The organism is Bacillota bacterium, from assembly GCA_033549065.1.
In the GTDB taxonomy this organism is placed as follows: domain Bacteria; phylum Bacillota; class Dethiobacteria; order DTU022; family DTU022; genus JAWSUE01.
The window spans coordinates 75,968-90,608 of sequence record JAWSUE010000007.1 but is presented as its reverse complement, the minus strand read 5'-3'; the positions used below and the strand labels follow the sequence as shown (position 1 = coordinate 90,608).

13 protein-coding genes, 1 pseudogene and 1 riboswitch are annotated in these 14,641 nt (G+C 45.4%); of the genes and pseudogenes, 9 read left to right on the top strand and 5 right to left on the bottom strand.

All coding sequences use genetic code 11. The features are described 5' to 3' along the window. Positions 1-3 precede the first annotated feature (3 nt). Positions 4-1,377, bottom strand: coding sequence for an AmmeMemoRadiSam system protein A (gene amrA / locus SCJ97_06305; protein ID MDW7739653.1), 1,374 nt, complete (start codon positions 1,375-1,377; stop codon positions 4-6). Positions 1,378-1,621: 244 nt separating this feature from the next. Here amrA and SCJ97_06300 point away from each other — a divergent pair, with 244 nt between their 5' ends. The 9 genes and pseudogenes from SCJ97_06300 to SCJ97_06260 all read left to right on the top strand — a co-directional run bounded on the left by SCJ97_06300 (position 1,622) and on the right by SCJ97_06260 (position 9,530). After that, a complete protein-coding gene (locus tag SCJ97_06300; GenBank protein MDW7739652.1) occupies positions 1,622-2,110 on the top strand; it encodes a MarR family transcriptional regulator in 489 nt (162 codons plus the stop codon). Between the two features lie 57 nt (positions 2,111-2,167). Continuing rightward, positions 2,168-2,737: a chromate transporter gene (locus SCJ97_06295; protein MDW7739651.1), complete on the top strand. Its 570-nt coding sequence runs from the start codon at positions 2,168-2,170 to the stop codon at positions 2,735-2,737. Continuing rightward, complete coding sequence (locus tag SCJ97_06290) at positions 2,737-3,267, top strand: chromate transporter (protein ID MDW7739650.1); 531 nt, start codon at positions 2,737-2,739, stop codon at positions 3,265-3,267. The genes SCJ97_06295 and SCJ97_06290 overlap by 1 nt, the downstream gene beginning before the upstream one ends. 25 nt (positions 3,268-3,292) lie before the next feature. Continuing rightward, positions 3,293-3,413: riboswitch (molybdenum cofactor riboswitch) on the top strand. 27 nt (positions 3,414-3,440) lie between these two features. Further along, a complete protein-coding gene (locus SCJ97_06285; GenBank protein ID MDW7739649.1) occupies positions 3,441-4,691 on the top strand; it encodes a molybdopterin molybdotransferase MoeA in 1,251 nt (416 codons plus the stop codon). A 16-nt stretch (positions 4,692-4,707) separates the two neighbouring features. Continuing rightward, positions 4,708-6,606, top strand: a complete 1,899-nt coding sequence (locus tag SCJ97_06280; GenBank protein MDW7739648.1) for a molybdopterin biosynthesis protein — start codon at positions 4,708-4,710, stop codon at positions 6,604-6,606. A 2-nt stretch (positions 6,607-6,608) separates the two neighbouring features. After that, positions 6,609-7,604 carry a GTP 3',8-cyclase MoaA gene (gene moaA, locus SCJ97_06275; protein MDW7739647.1) on the top strand — a complete coding sequence of 332 codons (996 nt, stop codon included), beginning with the start codon at positions 6,609-6,611 and terminating at the stop codon, positions 7,602-7,604. 25 nt (positions 7,605-7,629) lie between these two features. Further along, positions 7,630-8,079, top strand: a pseudogene (mobB, locus tag SCJ97_06270) (molybdopterin-guanine dinucleotide biosynthesis protein B). 6 nt (positions 8,080-8,085) lie between these two features. Continuing rightward, on the top strand, positions 8,086-8,616 hold the full coding sequence (gene moaC, locus SCJ97_06265; GenBank protein MDW7739646.1) for a cyclic pyranopterin monophosphate synthase MoaC: 531 nt from the start codon (positions 8,086-8,088) through the stop codon (positions 8,614-8,616). After that, complete coding sequence (locus tag SCJ97_06260; GenBank protein ID MDW7739645.1) at positions 8,616-9,530, top strand: molybdopterin-binding protein; 915 nt, start codon at positions 8,616-8,618, stop codon at positions 9,528-9,530. The genes moaC and SCJ97_06260 overlap by 1 nt, the downstream gene beginning before the upstream one ends. Before the next feature lie 82 nt (positions 9,531-9,612). Here SCJ97_06260 and SCJ97_06255 read toward each other — a convergent pair whose 3' ends face one another. The 4 genes from SCJ97_06255 to SCJ97_06240 form a co-directional block, all read right to left on the bottom strand. Further along, positions 9,613-10,386 carry an aspartate/glutamate racemase family protein gene (locus tag SCJ97_06255; GenBank protein MDW7739644.1) on the bottom strand — a complete coding sequence of 258 codons (774 nt, stop codon included), beginning with the start codon at positions 10,384-10,386 and terminating at the stop codon, positions 9,613-9,615. 123 nt (positions 10,387-10,509) lie between these two features. After that, a complete protein-coding gene (locus SCJ97_06250; GenBank protein ID MDW7739643.1) occupies positions 10,510-10,830 on the bottom strand; it encodes an EthD domain-containing protein in 321 nt (106 codons plus the stop codon). A gap of 67 nt (positions 10,831-10,897) precedes the next feature. After that, positions 10,898-12,577 (bottom strand): hydantoinase B/oxoprolinase family protein, encoded by a 1,680-nt coding sequence (locus SCJ97_06245; GenBank protein ID MDW7739642.1) that lies wholly within the window; start codon positions 12,575-12,577, stop codon positions 10,898-10,900. A gap of 2 nt (positions 12,578-12,579) precedes the next feature. Next, positions 12,580-14,637 carry a hydantoinase/oxoprolinase family protein gene (locus tag SCJ97_06240; protein MDW7739641.1) on the bottom strand — a complete coding sequence of 686 codons (2,058 nt, stop codon included), beginning with the start codon at positions 14,635-14,637 and terminating at the stop codon, positions 12,580-12,582. Positions 14,638-14,641: the final 4 nt, after the last annotated feature.

Below are 14,641 nucleotides of genomic sequence, written 5' to 3'. Positions count from 1 at the left end.
AGTTTACTCCTTGTATCTGGTAACGGTAAACCGATATAGCTCTACAGGCTCATCCCGTGTTATTCCTGCTTTACGCCGGGCAATATCAACTTGATCTTCTGCTGAATCAATACCTTCCAGGTCAGGAAGGAGCAAACCTGTTTTCATACCGCTGCGGACCAGGACGCCATATTTTTTTGGGTTGAGCTCGGATATGCTCTTTATTCGCTCCATCGGGCTGAGAACATCCACAGAAATAACCAAATCAGCTAACTCTTCTCTACAGACAGGTGAAAACCGGGGATCACGCAAGGCAGCGCTAATGGCATTGGCAATAATTTCGGATGCCAGGTTTTCCCGCACCGGCTCTACAGTCCCGATGCATCCACGCAGCTGACCTTCTTTTTTCAGGGAAACAAAAACGCCTGATTTTACTTTATATTCATCCGGAAGGACAGCAGGCAGCTGTGGAATTATTCCATCAGCTAAATACTCTTTTAAAACCATTCGCGCAAAGCGTGCTGGGTTTAGTGTTTCCTTTTCATTCTGAACGGCAGGCTGTTCAACCTCTTTTCTATCTGAATCAGAACTTATTTCTGAAGGTATTAAAGCAGCTACAAGGTAGCCAACCCCGAAAGGCCCTTCATAGGAGATGATTTCAGAATTAAAAACTTCTCCATGGAGCATTCCAAGTGCAATTAAAAAGGATCTAAGGCCGCATTCACCGGCTGCTTCAACAAGATCCGGATCAAAATTCACTATTTGGTCAATTTCTTTACTGCGCAGTAACTCCACAAGCCGCTGATCATATTTAGCGCCCCTTTTATCATATCCTGCAGGTGCACCGGGAATCAAACGGTGTGATAGATCTCCGCTGGCCAGTACGGCAACCCGCTTGCCTCTTTCTTCGATAAGCTTCCTTAAAAAGGTACCGAACTTATAGAGATCACGAAAGGAGTTAAAGCCAAAAGTTATATGCAGCCCCGGAGCATTTACCCCTGCTTCCCGGAGGAAGTACAGGGGAACCATTGCCCCGTGATCCAGTATGTTTCCTTCATAGAACCTGTCGCTGTCTTCGAGGAATATCGGCCGCAAAGGGGCCCGGTCAGCATTTTCTCTCAAGAGTTCAAGCAGCTTCATATCGGTTTCAAATTCAACATGAATACCGGGGAAACCGAAGTGACCAAAGTGACCTTGCAGTTTCTTTCCAGTTAATACTGCAGGACCTTCACGCATAATCTGCCCGTGTGGAGTTATAATGATTATCAATTCGGGGTTTAGTTCATTAAAGATTTTACCTAAGCGATACATCCCATCAACGGTTTTACGAGCTTTGGTAATTTCACTGCGGCCGATTTCCGGAATTATTATGGGAGGGTGAGGAGCAATTCCGATCACCTGCAACAATTAAAACACCTGCCTTCAGACCGGAAGCTCAGCGAAATATTTTCCAGGCCGCCTGGGCTCCGGCCGTTTCTGTTAACTCTTAAAGCAAGTATACCAAATAGTTTATTGGTGAACAATTAATTCCATAGTTTTACTTGAAAACCTGGCTTACCAACTTGACATATTTATGCAAATAGCCTAACCTATGAATAAGTTTTCTCCAATAACAAAGTAAACCGGACAGGAGACGGGTAATATGAGCAGTGAATATCGTGATGCTGAAAAGTTTACTGCAGCCATCCAGGCTATATTCCCCAAACTCATGCACTATCTGAGTGCTGAAGAGAACAGGGAACTAACCGGATTAGGAATTACCCCCAGCCAGATCAATGCATTATTGGTTCTTTATTTTCATGATGATCTGACCATGGGTAAGTTAAGCTCCGAAATCTACCTTGCGGAGAGCGCGGCAACCCGTCTGGTTAACCGCCTGGTAAATCTTAACCTGGTCAAACGACGGGGAGACGAGAACGATCGCAGGGTAGTTCGTGTCGCGCTGACATCATACGGCCGCCAGCTTTCCCGGTTGGTTTTTGAAAGACGTTCATTCCGTTTTAACAACCTAGCCCAACATCTGAATCCTGAAGAGAGAGAAAATTTGATTGTCTCTCTGCAATCTGTGATGCGCGTTTTCGAAGAATTGGAAAACATAACCGAACAACCGGAGGACGGTAACAATCGATAATTGAATCAGTTGAATTAATCAATAAAAATCTCAGCATCATTGAAAGGAAGACAGCTTTTGCAGTCTGAAATCCCAGCCAAACCTAATCAGGAATCTTTATGGACAATCCTGCTCACGTTTTTTAAAGTGGGCGCTTTTACTTTCGGGGGCGGTTATGCAATCCTGCCGGTAATTCAGAGAGAAGTCGTGGAAAACAGAAAGTGGGTTAGTCACTCCACCTTCTCCGATATTTTGATCATAACCCAGGGTATGCCCGGCCAGCTGGCTTTGAACAGTGCCATTCAGATCGGGATCAGACTGCGTGGAAATATCGGCGGTCTGGTCGCAGCTCTTGGGGTAACCGCCCCATCGGTTATCATTCTGCTGATCATTGCCGCCTGGCTTTACCCCCTGGTCAGGGACAATATTTATGTCCAGGCTGCCTTTTACGGTTTGCGTCCGGCCGTAGTAGCCCTTATTGCTTACGCTGCAATTAAAATGGGACGAGGAATTCTTCATGGTTGGCGCGGAGTATTACTCTGTGCTGTTCTGCTTGTAATCGCAATCATCACCCGGATACACCCTATTCTGGTTCTGGTAGCCGGCGGTGTGGCCGGGCTTTTCGTATGCAGGGGGGAATGCGACTGATGGCAACTATATTACTTTCCCTTTACTGGTCATTTCTTAAAGTAGGTTTATTTACAATCGGTGGCGGCTATGCAATGATCCCCCTGATGGAAGCCGAAGTGATCAATGTTCACGGCTGGCTCACGGCCTCAGAATTTCTCGACATAATCGCTGTTGCAGAGATGACTCCGGGTCCGGTATCGATCAATGCAGCGACTTTTATCGGATACAGGTTAGCCGGGGTGATCGGCTCGCTCACCGCTTCCCTTGGGGTAATCACACCATCACTGGTTCTCCTGCTGTTACTTTCGCGAATTTTATTCAAGCTAATTCAAAACCAGAAAGCAGCCTCTTTCCTGAACGGTCTCCGTTCAGCCCTGATCGCCCTGATTCTGCTTGCTTCTTTTACCCTTGGTCAAACAGCAGTGATCGATTTCTCCACAGCACTGATATTCGGTTTAATTCTCTCAGCGTGCATCCTGCGGCCGATCAGCCCGCTTTATTACATTGCTGCGGGAGCACTTCTCGGGTTGATTCTATTCCCTTACTAATGGTATAATAGCGCTGTTGGTAAAACCAAATAAACCACTCCGAGCCTTTTTACCTACAGCCGTAATGCGGGTATGGTAAAAGGCCTGGGTTGAGGGAGAAATCCCTTAGCCTCCCGTGTTCGGAAAGGAGACAATCGCCATTAGGCCGCGTTTTCTTGATTGGGAGGCGCGGTTTGTTATTTTTTCGGGGTGCTCTGATGAAATTAATGAAGGTAAGTAACCCGGCCGATGTTTTGCAGTTAATTGCCGAACAATTTAAGCCGCTGGAAAGCGAAGAAGTTGGCCTGCTTGAAGCAGGCGGACGCATACTGTCCGAGGATATTTTCGCTGCAGAAGATTCTCCCGGGTTTAACCGATCTACCGTAGACGGTTACGCCGTCAACGCCAGGGATACTTTTGGAGCCGGCGAAGGTATCCCGGCCATGCTTGAATCCGTAGGAGAGGTATTGATGGGGCAACCTGCCCCCGCTATAAACAGCGGCCATTGCTGCCTGGTTCATACCGGCGGTATGCTCCCTGAGGGAGCCGATGCCGTCGTTATGATAGAGGATACCGAAGTGACTGGAACGATGGTCCAGTGCTTCCGCCAGGTTGCACCGGGAGAAAATGTAATTCTTCGCGGTGAAGACCTGAAGAAAGGAGCTCTTGCCCTGGCAGGAGGCCATCGGATGCGTGCTCCTGAAATCGGGCTCCTGGCATCACTCGGTATTACCAAATTTCAAGCACATAAAAGACCGTTGATTGGCTTCTTTTCCAGCGGTGATGAACTGGTCGATTATCATCAACCGACCATCGAAACTGCCCGAATCCGTGACAGCAATGCCCCGGCAACACTATACCTAACAAAACAGTTCGGCGCCGACGCTCAATACGGGGGGATTTTACCCGATATATACGAAACTTTCCTGGACAGAAGCAACTCCATGCTTCAAAAGGTAGATTTTCTTGTATTCTCGGGGGGTAGTTCAGTAGGAAGCAGGGATTACACTGCCCGAACTATGAATGCACTCGGCAAACCGGGTTTACTGGTTGAAGGTATTGCCATTCAACCGGGCAAACCAACCCTTTTGGCAAACTGTGAAGGCAAACCGATTCTCGGATTACCCGGTCATCCTGTTTCAGCGCTTAATATATTTTCAATTTTTGGCAGAGCTGTAATCGAAAGGCTGTCAGGCCGCATTGAAAAACCTTTCGCACCCACAGTCAAAGCTATACTCGGTCGAAATATCCCTTCACGTTCGGGGCGCACCGATTATGTCCGGATCAAGCTTGAAAAAGAAAATGATACATTGAGAGCAGTACCGATTTTCGGCCGATCAGGCATTCTGCGCTCTCTGGCCGAAGCAGACGGACTGCTAACCATACCGGCAGAAAAAGAAGGTTTATTAGAAGGAGAAGTTGTTGAAATAACAATCTGGGAATAACCAATGGAGGAACCAGATGAGAAAAGTTTATTTGAGCAATACTCCCCGGTCTGAGGCTCTCAGGATTTTTTTGGAGAGGACTAACATTCCGAGGAAGGTCGAAACTTCAGAAGTAAAAAGCTCGATTGGCCGTGTCACCGCCAAACCGGTAATCGCCCGGTTTTCTATGCCCGGGTATCATGCTGCTGCCATGGACGGTATAGCAGTCACAGCAGAAAAAACATTCACGGCATCGGACCAAACTCCCGTATTCCTTATGCGGGGCAATCATTACGACAATGTAAACACCGGAGACCCACTTCCCAACGGATTTGATGCGGTTATTAAAATAGAGGATATCCATTTCATCAAAGGTGATGAAGTAGAAATTCTCGCACCCGCTACCCCCTGGCAGCATGTCAGGGCTGTCGGTGAAGATGTGGTCGCCGGAGAACTGATTGTTCCCGCCCTGCATTGTTTGAAACCTCCCGATCTTGGTGCCCTGCTGGCAGGGGGAATTACTGAAATTGAAGTTATGGCCAAACCGAAGGTGTCTGTAATTCCCAGCGGTTCTGAAGTAATCAGCCCGTCCGCTGATAGAAAAAAGGGAAGTATCCCCGACTTTAACAGCACGGTTATCGCATCGTATCTTGAGGAATGGGGAGCAGTACCGGAAATTTTCCCGATTGTGCCTGATAAACCTGACAAAATCAGGGACTCAATACTGAAGGCTATTGAAAAAAGCGATTTGGTTATAATCAATGCCGGTTCATCGGCCGGTGAAAAAGATTATACCAGCTCAATTATAGAAAATCTTGGCAAGGTTTTTTTGCATGGAGTAGCCACCAGACCGGGCAAACCGACCATACTCGGTTCTATCCATTCCAAACCGATTATCGGTCTGCCCGGTTACCCGGTTTCTGCCTACATGAGCCTGGAATGGTTTGTCAGACCCCTGATCTACCGATATTTCGGGATTCCTGAACCGGTGAGAGAAAAGATGGAGGTTACACTGGGCAGAAGGGTTGTCTCCGAGATCGGTGTTGAAGAATTCGTCAGGATGACCGTTGGTTATGTGGAAGACCGCTTTATTGCCAATCCTCTGACCAGGGGCGCCGGAGTAACCATGTCGCTGGTCAGGGCTGATGGGCTGCTGGTAATACCTGCAAATTCTCTCGGCAATGAACAGGATGAAACCGTAGAAATAGAGCTATATAAATCACGTGACCAACTGCGCTATAACCTGCTGGCTGCCGGAAGCCACGATCTGATTTTAGATATTTTATCCACAGCGCTTCGGGAACGTGACCCACTTGTCAATCTTTCTTCATCCCACCTGGGCAGTATGGGAGGTATTGCTGCCATCGGAAAGGGCCAGGCTCATTTTGCCGGAATACACCTTTTTGATTCTGAAACCGGTCAATATAATATTCCTTATCTCAAGAGGTTTTTACCGAAGGGGAATTTCCACCTGATCAATCTTGTATACAGGATGCAGGGATGGATCGTTCCCGAGGGTAACCCGGACAGGATTGAATCTGTTAAGCAGCTGGCTGAACTTAAAATACCTTTTGTCAACCGCCAACGTGGTGCAGGCACCCGCCTTTTATTTGATCACCTGCTGGCCGAAGCAAAATACAACCCCGATCAGATTTATGGATACCAACGGGAAGAGCATACCCACCTGAATGTAGCAGCTGCTGTAGCGGCCGGAACTGCCCGGGCCGGATTGGGCATACTGCCGGCAGCCAGAGCTTTTAAGCTCGATTTTGTTCCACTTACTGAAGAACGCTATGACCTGTTGATGAGTGAGTCGTTCTACAAAAGCAAAGAAGGCCAACTGATCCTCGATATTATTACAGATCCGCTCTTTCAGAAAGAGGTTGAAGCACTGGGTGGGTATAGTATGCGGGATGCCGGCAAAAGGGAGATGTAATTATGCCGCTCATAGACGGACATGGAAGATATCATGATTATCTCAGAATTTCTGTAACCGACCGCTGTAACCTGCGATGCGTTTATTGCATGGGTGAAGAAGGAATTGAACAGATTTCTCACCGGGATATATTAAGCTATGAAGATATCCTGAAGGTTGTTACTGCCGGCGCCGAGTTGGGAATCAGCAAGATTAGAATAACCGGAGGCGAACCGCTCGTTCGCAAAGGCGTTATCGGTCTAATCGAAAAAATAGCGGCAGTACCGGGGATAGTCGATCTTGCTATGACAACAAATGGCATACTTCTTTCCCGTTATGCCAGGGAACTTAAAGAAGCCGGTCTGCGAAGAGTTAACATCAGCCTTGATTCTCTGCGGGAAGAAGTTTATAACCGGATAACACGCTGTGGTGATCTCCGGCAGGTGTTAAAGGGGATCGATGCCGCCCTGGAATATGATCTTAAACCGGTCAAACTAAACGTGGTTTTAATGAAAGGTATCAATGAAAGTGAAGTGCTTAACTTTCTGCAGATGGTCCGTGAAAGGTCACTGCATGTCCGCTTTATCGAATATATGCCTATCGGCGATCATGACCAGAGCTATAACGATCATTACCTGCCTTTAAGTTTCGTCGAAGAAACCGCGGGTAAAGCAGGTCTTCCGCTTACTCCGATTCCCTTACCCGGGGGAGCAGGACCGGCAGAGTCTTACACCATACCGGACGGTAAAGGAACTGTCGGGTTGATACACCCGATAAGTAAACACTTTTGTGACAGCTGCAACCGCTTACGGCTTACTGCAGATGGTAACCTGAAAGCCTGTCTCTACTGGCAGGACGAACAGCCAGTCCATCCGGTTATAGATGATAAAGAGGCTCTAAAAAAATTAATTATCGAAGTGCTCAGTATAAAACCGGTCGAACATAAAATGTCTTCCAATGGTCACTGCGGATCTGTTCTTCCGGGTCAAATGCGCGGCATGTCTAAAACGGGAGGATAAGGAGGTGGTATAGGTGCCACCGGTAATGATTAACCTGGTTGCAGCACTTTCGGACAGCGGTAAAACAACACTGCTCGAAAAATTATTGCCAAAATTGATCGAACGCGACCTTCGTGTCGCTGCATTAAAAGGGAAAATACATAAATATAACCTGGACCTTCCCGGCAAGGATAGCTGGCGTTTTGCTGAAGCCGGAGCAGAAGTATCCGGGATTACCACACCGGGAAGTTATATTCTGATCGGATCCAGAAGTGGAATGAACGGCCTGGATGCCGCAGCGGAGTTGTTAAAAGATTTTGACTTGATATTGATCGAAGGTAATAAAACCAGTACAAATCCGAAAATAGAAATTGTCCGCAGCGCGATAAGCCGCGAACCCCTATTAGTAGAAAATACCATAGCAGTTGTCACCGATCGGGAAGATTTTGATCTCCATATTCCCGTTTTCCATCTTGACGACAGCAGCGGACTGGCCAACTTCATCTTTGACACTTATTTCAGAAACCGTACCGGTGATGAAAGCGCTGGTGCAGAGTTCACTCATTTCGACCGGTCAGGCCGGCCAAAGATGGTGGATGTATCGGGAAAAGATGAAACTTTACGGGAAGCATATGCCCTGGGGGAGATCATTATGGCTGCCGATACGCTGACCAAAATTATGGAAGGTGGAATGGCCAAGGGAGATGTTCTAACTGTTGCCCAGGTAGCAGCTATTATGGCCGTCAAGGATACAGGCCGTCTCATACCGATGGCTCATCCACTGGGCATATCAGGTGTAGAAGTCGATTTTGTTCCAGTCTTTGCTCCTGATCCGAAAGTCGAAATCGGGGTCAGGGTCAAATTAACCGGACAAACGGGAGTTGAAATGGAGGCGCTGACCGGAGTGAGTGTAGCAGCCCTTACTATATATGATATGTGCAAGGCAGTTGATAAAGATATGGTGATCCAGAATATCCGTCTGGTCGAAAAGAAGGGAGGACGTTCCGGTCATTATCGCCGGGACCAGAAATAATGGGTGAAATTGTCGCTGTATGTACCAGTCCGAAGAAAGGGCAGCGAAAAACGAACATCGGTAAAAGCATGTTGTTAAAAAATGAAGGCCTTGAGGGTGATGCTCACGCCGGATTTGCCCACCGCCAGGTAAGTTTGCTGGCCGAAGAGAGTATTGCCAAGATGGTTGCCAAGGGATTGGATGTGGGCTGTGGTGATTTTGCCGAAAACCTGACCACCAGGGGCATAGATCTGGTCAGCCTGCCGGTCGGCACCCGTTTGAAAGCAGGGAAAGAGGCCAGGTTAAGGGTGACCCAGATCGGCAAGGAGTGCCATGATCGGTGCGCTATTTACTATCAGGCCGGTGACTGCGTTATGCCGCGTGAGGGAATTTTTACCGAAGTTCTCCGGGGAGGGGAAATTGAGGTTGGTAATCATCTGGAAGCTGTCCATTCTTACCGGTTCGGTATAATCACCGCCAGTGATAAGGGCTCCCGCGGTGAAAGAGAAGATACCAGTGGACCGACTGTGACTGAAATGCTCCTGCCATACGGCGATACCATTGATTACCTGATTGTTCCCGATGATCAATCAATATTGTCAAAAACCATGCGCAACATGATTGCCGGAGGTATTGATGCAATTTTTACCACCGGCGGCACGGGACTCGGCCCGCGAGATGTAACACCTGAAGCAACGCTGGAAGTAATCGATCGCGAGATCCCCGGAATTGGTGAAGCAATGCGTCGTGAAACTGCTGCAGTAACAGCCAGAGCCATGCTCACCCGGGGCATATCCGGTATAAGCGGTTCAACACTGATCGTTAACCTGCCGGGCAGCCCGAAAGCGGTTGCTGAATGCCTGGATGTATTGATTCCTGTATTGGAGCATGCCCTTGAAACTGTTACCGGACGCGGCGGGGAATGCGCGAGATGATGATAAAGGCATGCCGCATGGCACGCCTTTATCATCAAATTACTTTACCTGAATAACCATATCTCCTGATTTATAGGACAGGTTACCTCCAGAGATCACCGAAACCGTACTGGACATCTAAGCCCCAACCCTCAATTTCAGGTGCAGGTGGGCTTTCATAACCGTATTTCTTGGAATGGAACCAGCCAAATTTTTGATTTATCTCGATTAGAAGTTCTGCGTACTTCAAGGGAGCAAGAATTGCGTCGATTACAGGAACACCTGCATACTCCTGTAATTCCTTGTAAAAGCCGAACTGAATCGTGCAGCCAAGAATTATTACTTCCGCTTTATCTATATCAACAGCTTCTCTGGCCGCTTCTTTTAACAGGCGTTTTGTTTCTTTTTCATCCCTGTGAAAATCATGTACTCCCAGGCCCACTGGTTTAAATGAAGCCAGTCTATCGCCAAATCCATATTTATGAACATTTTCTCTCATTGCCGGAACCCATTTCTGACGGCCTACTATTACAGAAAATTTGTCGCCAAGAGTGGTAGCGATATGCATGCAGGCTTCTGCCGGTGCAGTGACTACCATCCGCTCGGTGATTTCCCTGGCTTCTCTTAATCCAGGATCATAGAAACAGCCAATAACAGCAGCATCATAGCCGTCCTTTTCCCCCTGTTTGATTAAATGAAGCATATCCAGAATCACCATCATCTCATAATAATGGTACTCCAAGTGCTGAGGTCCACGCTTCAAGGATACTACATCAACTTCAGAATCAGGCATTTTCTCCGCATCAAAAATTTCTTTTATCGGAGCATCAAAAATATCAGTGCCTACAGGATTGACCCAAAGAATCCGCCTCGACATTTTAAGCCCTCCTCATTATTCAATTCATTGATCGGCAAAACGTTTTACGGTCATGAAACCTTTTCCGGCATAGTAAATCCAATCTATGCCCTCAAAATTGATTTGAATAGTTAATCTAATTGACTAATTTTCCTCTGAAATTATTTCCTCTGAAATTAAGAAAAGCGGATCAGCGATGCGTTCTAATGATACCGCTAATCTTGCTTGATAGTCAGGATCAAAAAAACTTTTCTCAAAGGTTGCCATGTCCGGGTAATATGCCTCCGTCATATAGCGGTATGGAGCAGAATCGTTTTTCCAGGCTTTCTTGATTTCATAGAAATCACTCTTAATCACTCCTGGCATGGCCATATTGTTCTTCTGATGAGTTGTAGTGCGCCATTTGAGAAACTCTTCATGATCTGCATCAGGCGGTAAATTGTAAAGCACTGTTAATTTAACCATTTTTCTCTCCTATCATAACTATTCTTACTTTTCATAAGGCAAACTAATGTAAACCATAATACTTTAGCTATTGTTTTTTTAACCTGTTTTCATAATCATAATAGCGATTTGCCTGTTCTAAAGTTACATAACCATTTTTTATATCTTCGTTTATTTTTTCAATTTCACGTTTTAATGGATCTCCCCAACCGGCACCTGTTCCTGTCATAATTCTGATTACATCATCAGTATTCAATGTCAATCCGCTAACTACAGAATATCTTTCAGTGCTGCCGTCTGAGCGAACAATCAAGATATAGTTAGGTGATCCTTCACATCCACCCTCCAAAGGCCAGGGTGGAAACTTTGAGCGAGTATATGAAACAGTCAACCATGCGTTATCCGATCTAATTCTATAATCTATTCTTACCCCTTTACCTCCTTTATACTGTCCGGCACCGCCATCTTCATCATGAAAACTCAGGTAATCTACAGTCACTCCGTAACGTGCTTCAGCTACTTCAGCGGGACAATTATATGTTTCTCCATGCATCATACAGAACTGTCCGGAGTTACCGTCTGATGTTGCCGATCCACCCCAGCCTCCAAGCTCAGGCTCAATAACAACGTATGTCCTTCCGGTATCCGGATGTATCCCTCCAAATAGTGTTCCACACACTGAGGAAAAGTTTCCTGCCGGTAAACGCTCAGGAAGCTTCTCAGCCATACACCTTACTATCAAATCCGACAATCTTACTGTTAACTCATAGTAAATGCCCTGAGCAGCCGGATAGACTGGATCAAAGATTGAACCCGGGCGAGTTAAAACTTTTAAAGGCCTGAATGTTCCGCTGTTTGACATCTTATTGGATGATGTTACCCCTTTAAAAGCGAGCTGGCATATAGTTAACGTGCCATCACGGCTGGTATTAAAAGGCCCTTTATCTTGATCGGGGTTTTCCCGCAAATCAACTATAAATTCATTATCAGTTATTTCAATTGTAACTTTATAGAACATTCCATTATCCTGCTCTTCAACCAGTGAATACTTGCCATTGGGAATCTCCTTCATCGCATCCAGGCTAACCTGCTCAGCATAATCCAGGTATTCCTCTATGGCATGCAAAAAAACATCTTTTCCATACTTATTGCATATGTCCATAATTCGATTTTCGCCCACTCTCAGCGATGCAATGCCGGCCCAAAGATCTCCGGTCAAGAAATCGGGCATGCGGCAGTTGGAAGTCATTATGTCAAATACAGATTGGATCGGTTTTCCTTCAGAAAAAAGTTTAATTGCTGAAAGTATAAAACCTTCCTGGAATATCTCCGTTGCATCATTGGACATACTGCCTGGAACTGCCCCGCCGACATCGTTGTAATGAGCCATATTTGCAGTCCATGCAATAAGCTCACCATCTACAAATACAGGCATAGCCAGTACAACATCATTGAGATGTGTTACTCCGCCATTATAAGGATCATTGGTTATAAAGATATCACCCGGCTTTATATCATCTGGTTTATTGAACTTTTTAAGAATACAAAATACGGACTTATCTAATAGTCCGGCAAATGCAGGTATTCCTGCTCCACTGCTGGCCAGTTCTCCGTTTTTATCTGTAATCCCAACTCCCATATCAAGCACTTCATAAATAATAGCACTCATAGCGGTATGTCGAAATGCAGCAAACATTTCATCGGCTGCGGCCTGGATAGAGTTTTGAATAATATTTAGTGTAATAGGATCATACTGATGGATAATCATATTTATTCACCTTCCTCAATAAGATTTATCCGGTAATTCCCATATTCATCTATATTGCAGTTAAATTTTGGCGGAATTATAATGGTGGTTCCCGCTTCTTCGATAATTGCCGGACCATTTAAATTCATGCCGGGCTCGAAGACATTACCATCATAGATTACTGCTTCATAAATACCGTGTTCTACAAAATCCACATCACGTTTACCTTTGATGGTATCTTCAACTTTAAGTCCGGATCTTGGGGCTTTCTCCGGTTTTAACTTATCCATTTCTGCTATAGCAATAAGATGGTAACAAACTAACTCAATTGGGGCATCAAGACGGTAAGTGTATTCTCTTTCATAGTGTACATGAAATTGTTCACAGGTATTTTTAATCTCTTCAGCAGAGATAATCCCTTCAGGAAAAGGTATTTCAACTGTATGTTCCTGATTCTGATATCTGCATCTGGCAAAACGGCGGAATGATATCCTGGACTCTTCAATACCTTCTTCAACATATTGTTCTAATGCTTTTTCTTCCAAGTCTTTAAATGATGCTGTAATTTGCTTACTGCTTTCATCTTTTAACTCTACAATCTGTGTAAGCAAGTAATCTCGCCTAAGATCGCTCAGTAACATGCCCCATGCAGAGAAAACACTGGATAGCTTCGGGATTATAATTTTTTTGATTTGCAATTCCTTCGCCAGAGCATAAGCGTTTAATCCACCTCCACCGCCAAATGCCATCAGCGTAAAATCACGTGGATCAAAACCTCTGTTAATTGAAATCAACTTGATTGCATTGACCATGTTGTTTGATGCAATTCTAACAATGCCATGTGCTGCTTCCTGCTTACTGATATTGAGCTTACCTGCCAGTTTATTGATAGCTTGCTCTACCGCTTCCATATCAGCAACCATTGTGCCTCCGCAGAAATAATCCGGGTTGATTATTCCCAGTGCTAGAAAGGCATCTGTATGGGTGGGTTCAGTTCCGCCAATCCCATAAGAAACCGGCCCGGGGACAGCACCTGCACTTTGGGGGCCAACATGCATTCTTTGGTAATCATCTACCCAGGCAATCGATCCCCCACCGTTTCCAATCTCGACTAAATCAACCACTGGTACCATAACCGGATAGCCGGCATAAATTTCACTTCTCTCTACCTTATAGTCCGTATTTAGTTTAATTTCTCCTTTGGTTATTAAGCCACATTTAGCGGTTGTACCACCAATATCAATGGCAATAATTTCTGGTTCTCCTATTATTCTACCAAGTGCCGCTGCACCCCAGATCCCACTGGCCGGTCCAGATTCAATCATCGTAATTGGAATTTGTCGTGCGCTATTTACAGTGTCAATTCCACAATTGGACTGCATAATATATGGTGTGCATTTCATTCCGGCATCATCTAAAGAATTTGTTAGCTGATCCAAATAGCGATGGGCAATTGGCTGCACATATGCAGATAGGACTGCAGTGTTTGTACGCTCGTACTCGCGCCATTCCCTGGTGATTTGATGAGAAGCAACTACAGCCACCTCTGGCCATTGCTCGTTAATCATTTCAAGAATTTGAACTTCATGAACCGGATTTGCATAGGAATTAATTAAACAAATTGCAATAGCTTCAACTCCATCTGATCGAAAATCCTCAAGAATTTTAGGAAGGTCGCTTGAATCCAGAGTTTCTTTCACTATACCTTTGTAATTAACTCTTTCTGATACTTCACGGCGCAAATAACGGGGAACAAAGGGTTTTGGTTTTCTATATTCCAGATTGAAAAAATCCGGGCGGTTTCCACGTCCAATTTCAAGCACATCACGGAAACCTTTTGTTGTTATCAAAGCAGTTTTTGCCCCTTTTCTTTCAGTAATTGCATTAATCACAATAGTAGTCCCGTGTACAAAAGAAATGAAATCAACTGGAGATATTTCGCTGGTTTCTATTACATTCATAACACCTTTTTCAAACTCTCCCGAAGTTGTATTGCTTTTTGCATTTACAACTTCACCTTCCGGATTAACATAAACAAGGTCAGTAAAAGTTCCGCCAATATCTGTTGCTACCCTTAACATTTTT

Coding starts and splice junctions, on each gene's coding strand:
- SCJ97_06300 (MDW7739652.1), top strand. CDS start 1,622: ATGAGCAGTGAATATCGTGATGCTGAAAAGTTTACTGCAGCCATCCAG.
- SCJ97_06290 (MDW7739650.1), top strand. CDS start 2,737: ATGGCAACTATATTACTTTCCCTTTACTGGTCATTTCTTAAAGTAGGT.
- SCJ97_06280 (MDW7739648.1), top strand. CDS start 4,708: ATGAGAAAAGTTTATTTGAGCAATACTCCCCGGTCTGAGGCTCTCAGG.
- moaA (MDW7739647.1), top strand. CDS start 6,609: ATGCCGCTCATAGACGGACATGGAAGATATCATGATTATCTCAGAATT.
- SCJ97_06260 (MDW7739645.1), top strand. CDS start 8,616: ATGGGTGAAATTGTCGCTGTATGTACCAGTCCGAAGAAAGGGCAGCGA.
- SCJ97_06255 (MDW7739644.1), bottom strand. CDS start 10,386: ATGTCGAGGCGGATTCTTTGGGTCAATCCTGTAGGCACTGATATTTTT.
- SCJ97_06250 (MDW7739643.1), bottom strand. CDS start 10,830: ATGGTTAAATTAACAGTGCTTTACAATTTACCGCCTGATGCAGATCAT.
- SCJ97_06245 (MDW7739642.1), bottom strand. CDS start 12,577: ATGATTATCCATCAGTATGATCCTATTACACTAAATATTATTCAAAAC.
- SCJ97_06240 (MDW7739641.1), bottom strand. CDS start 14,637: ATGTTAAGGGTAGCAACAGATATTGGCGGAACTTTTACTGACCTTGTT.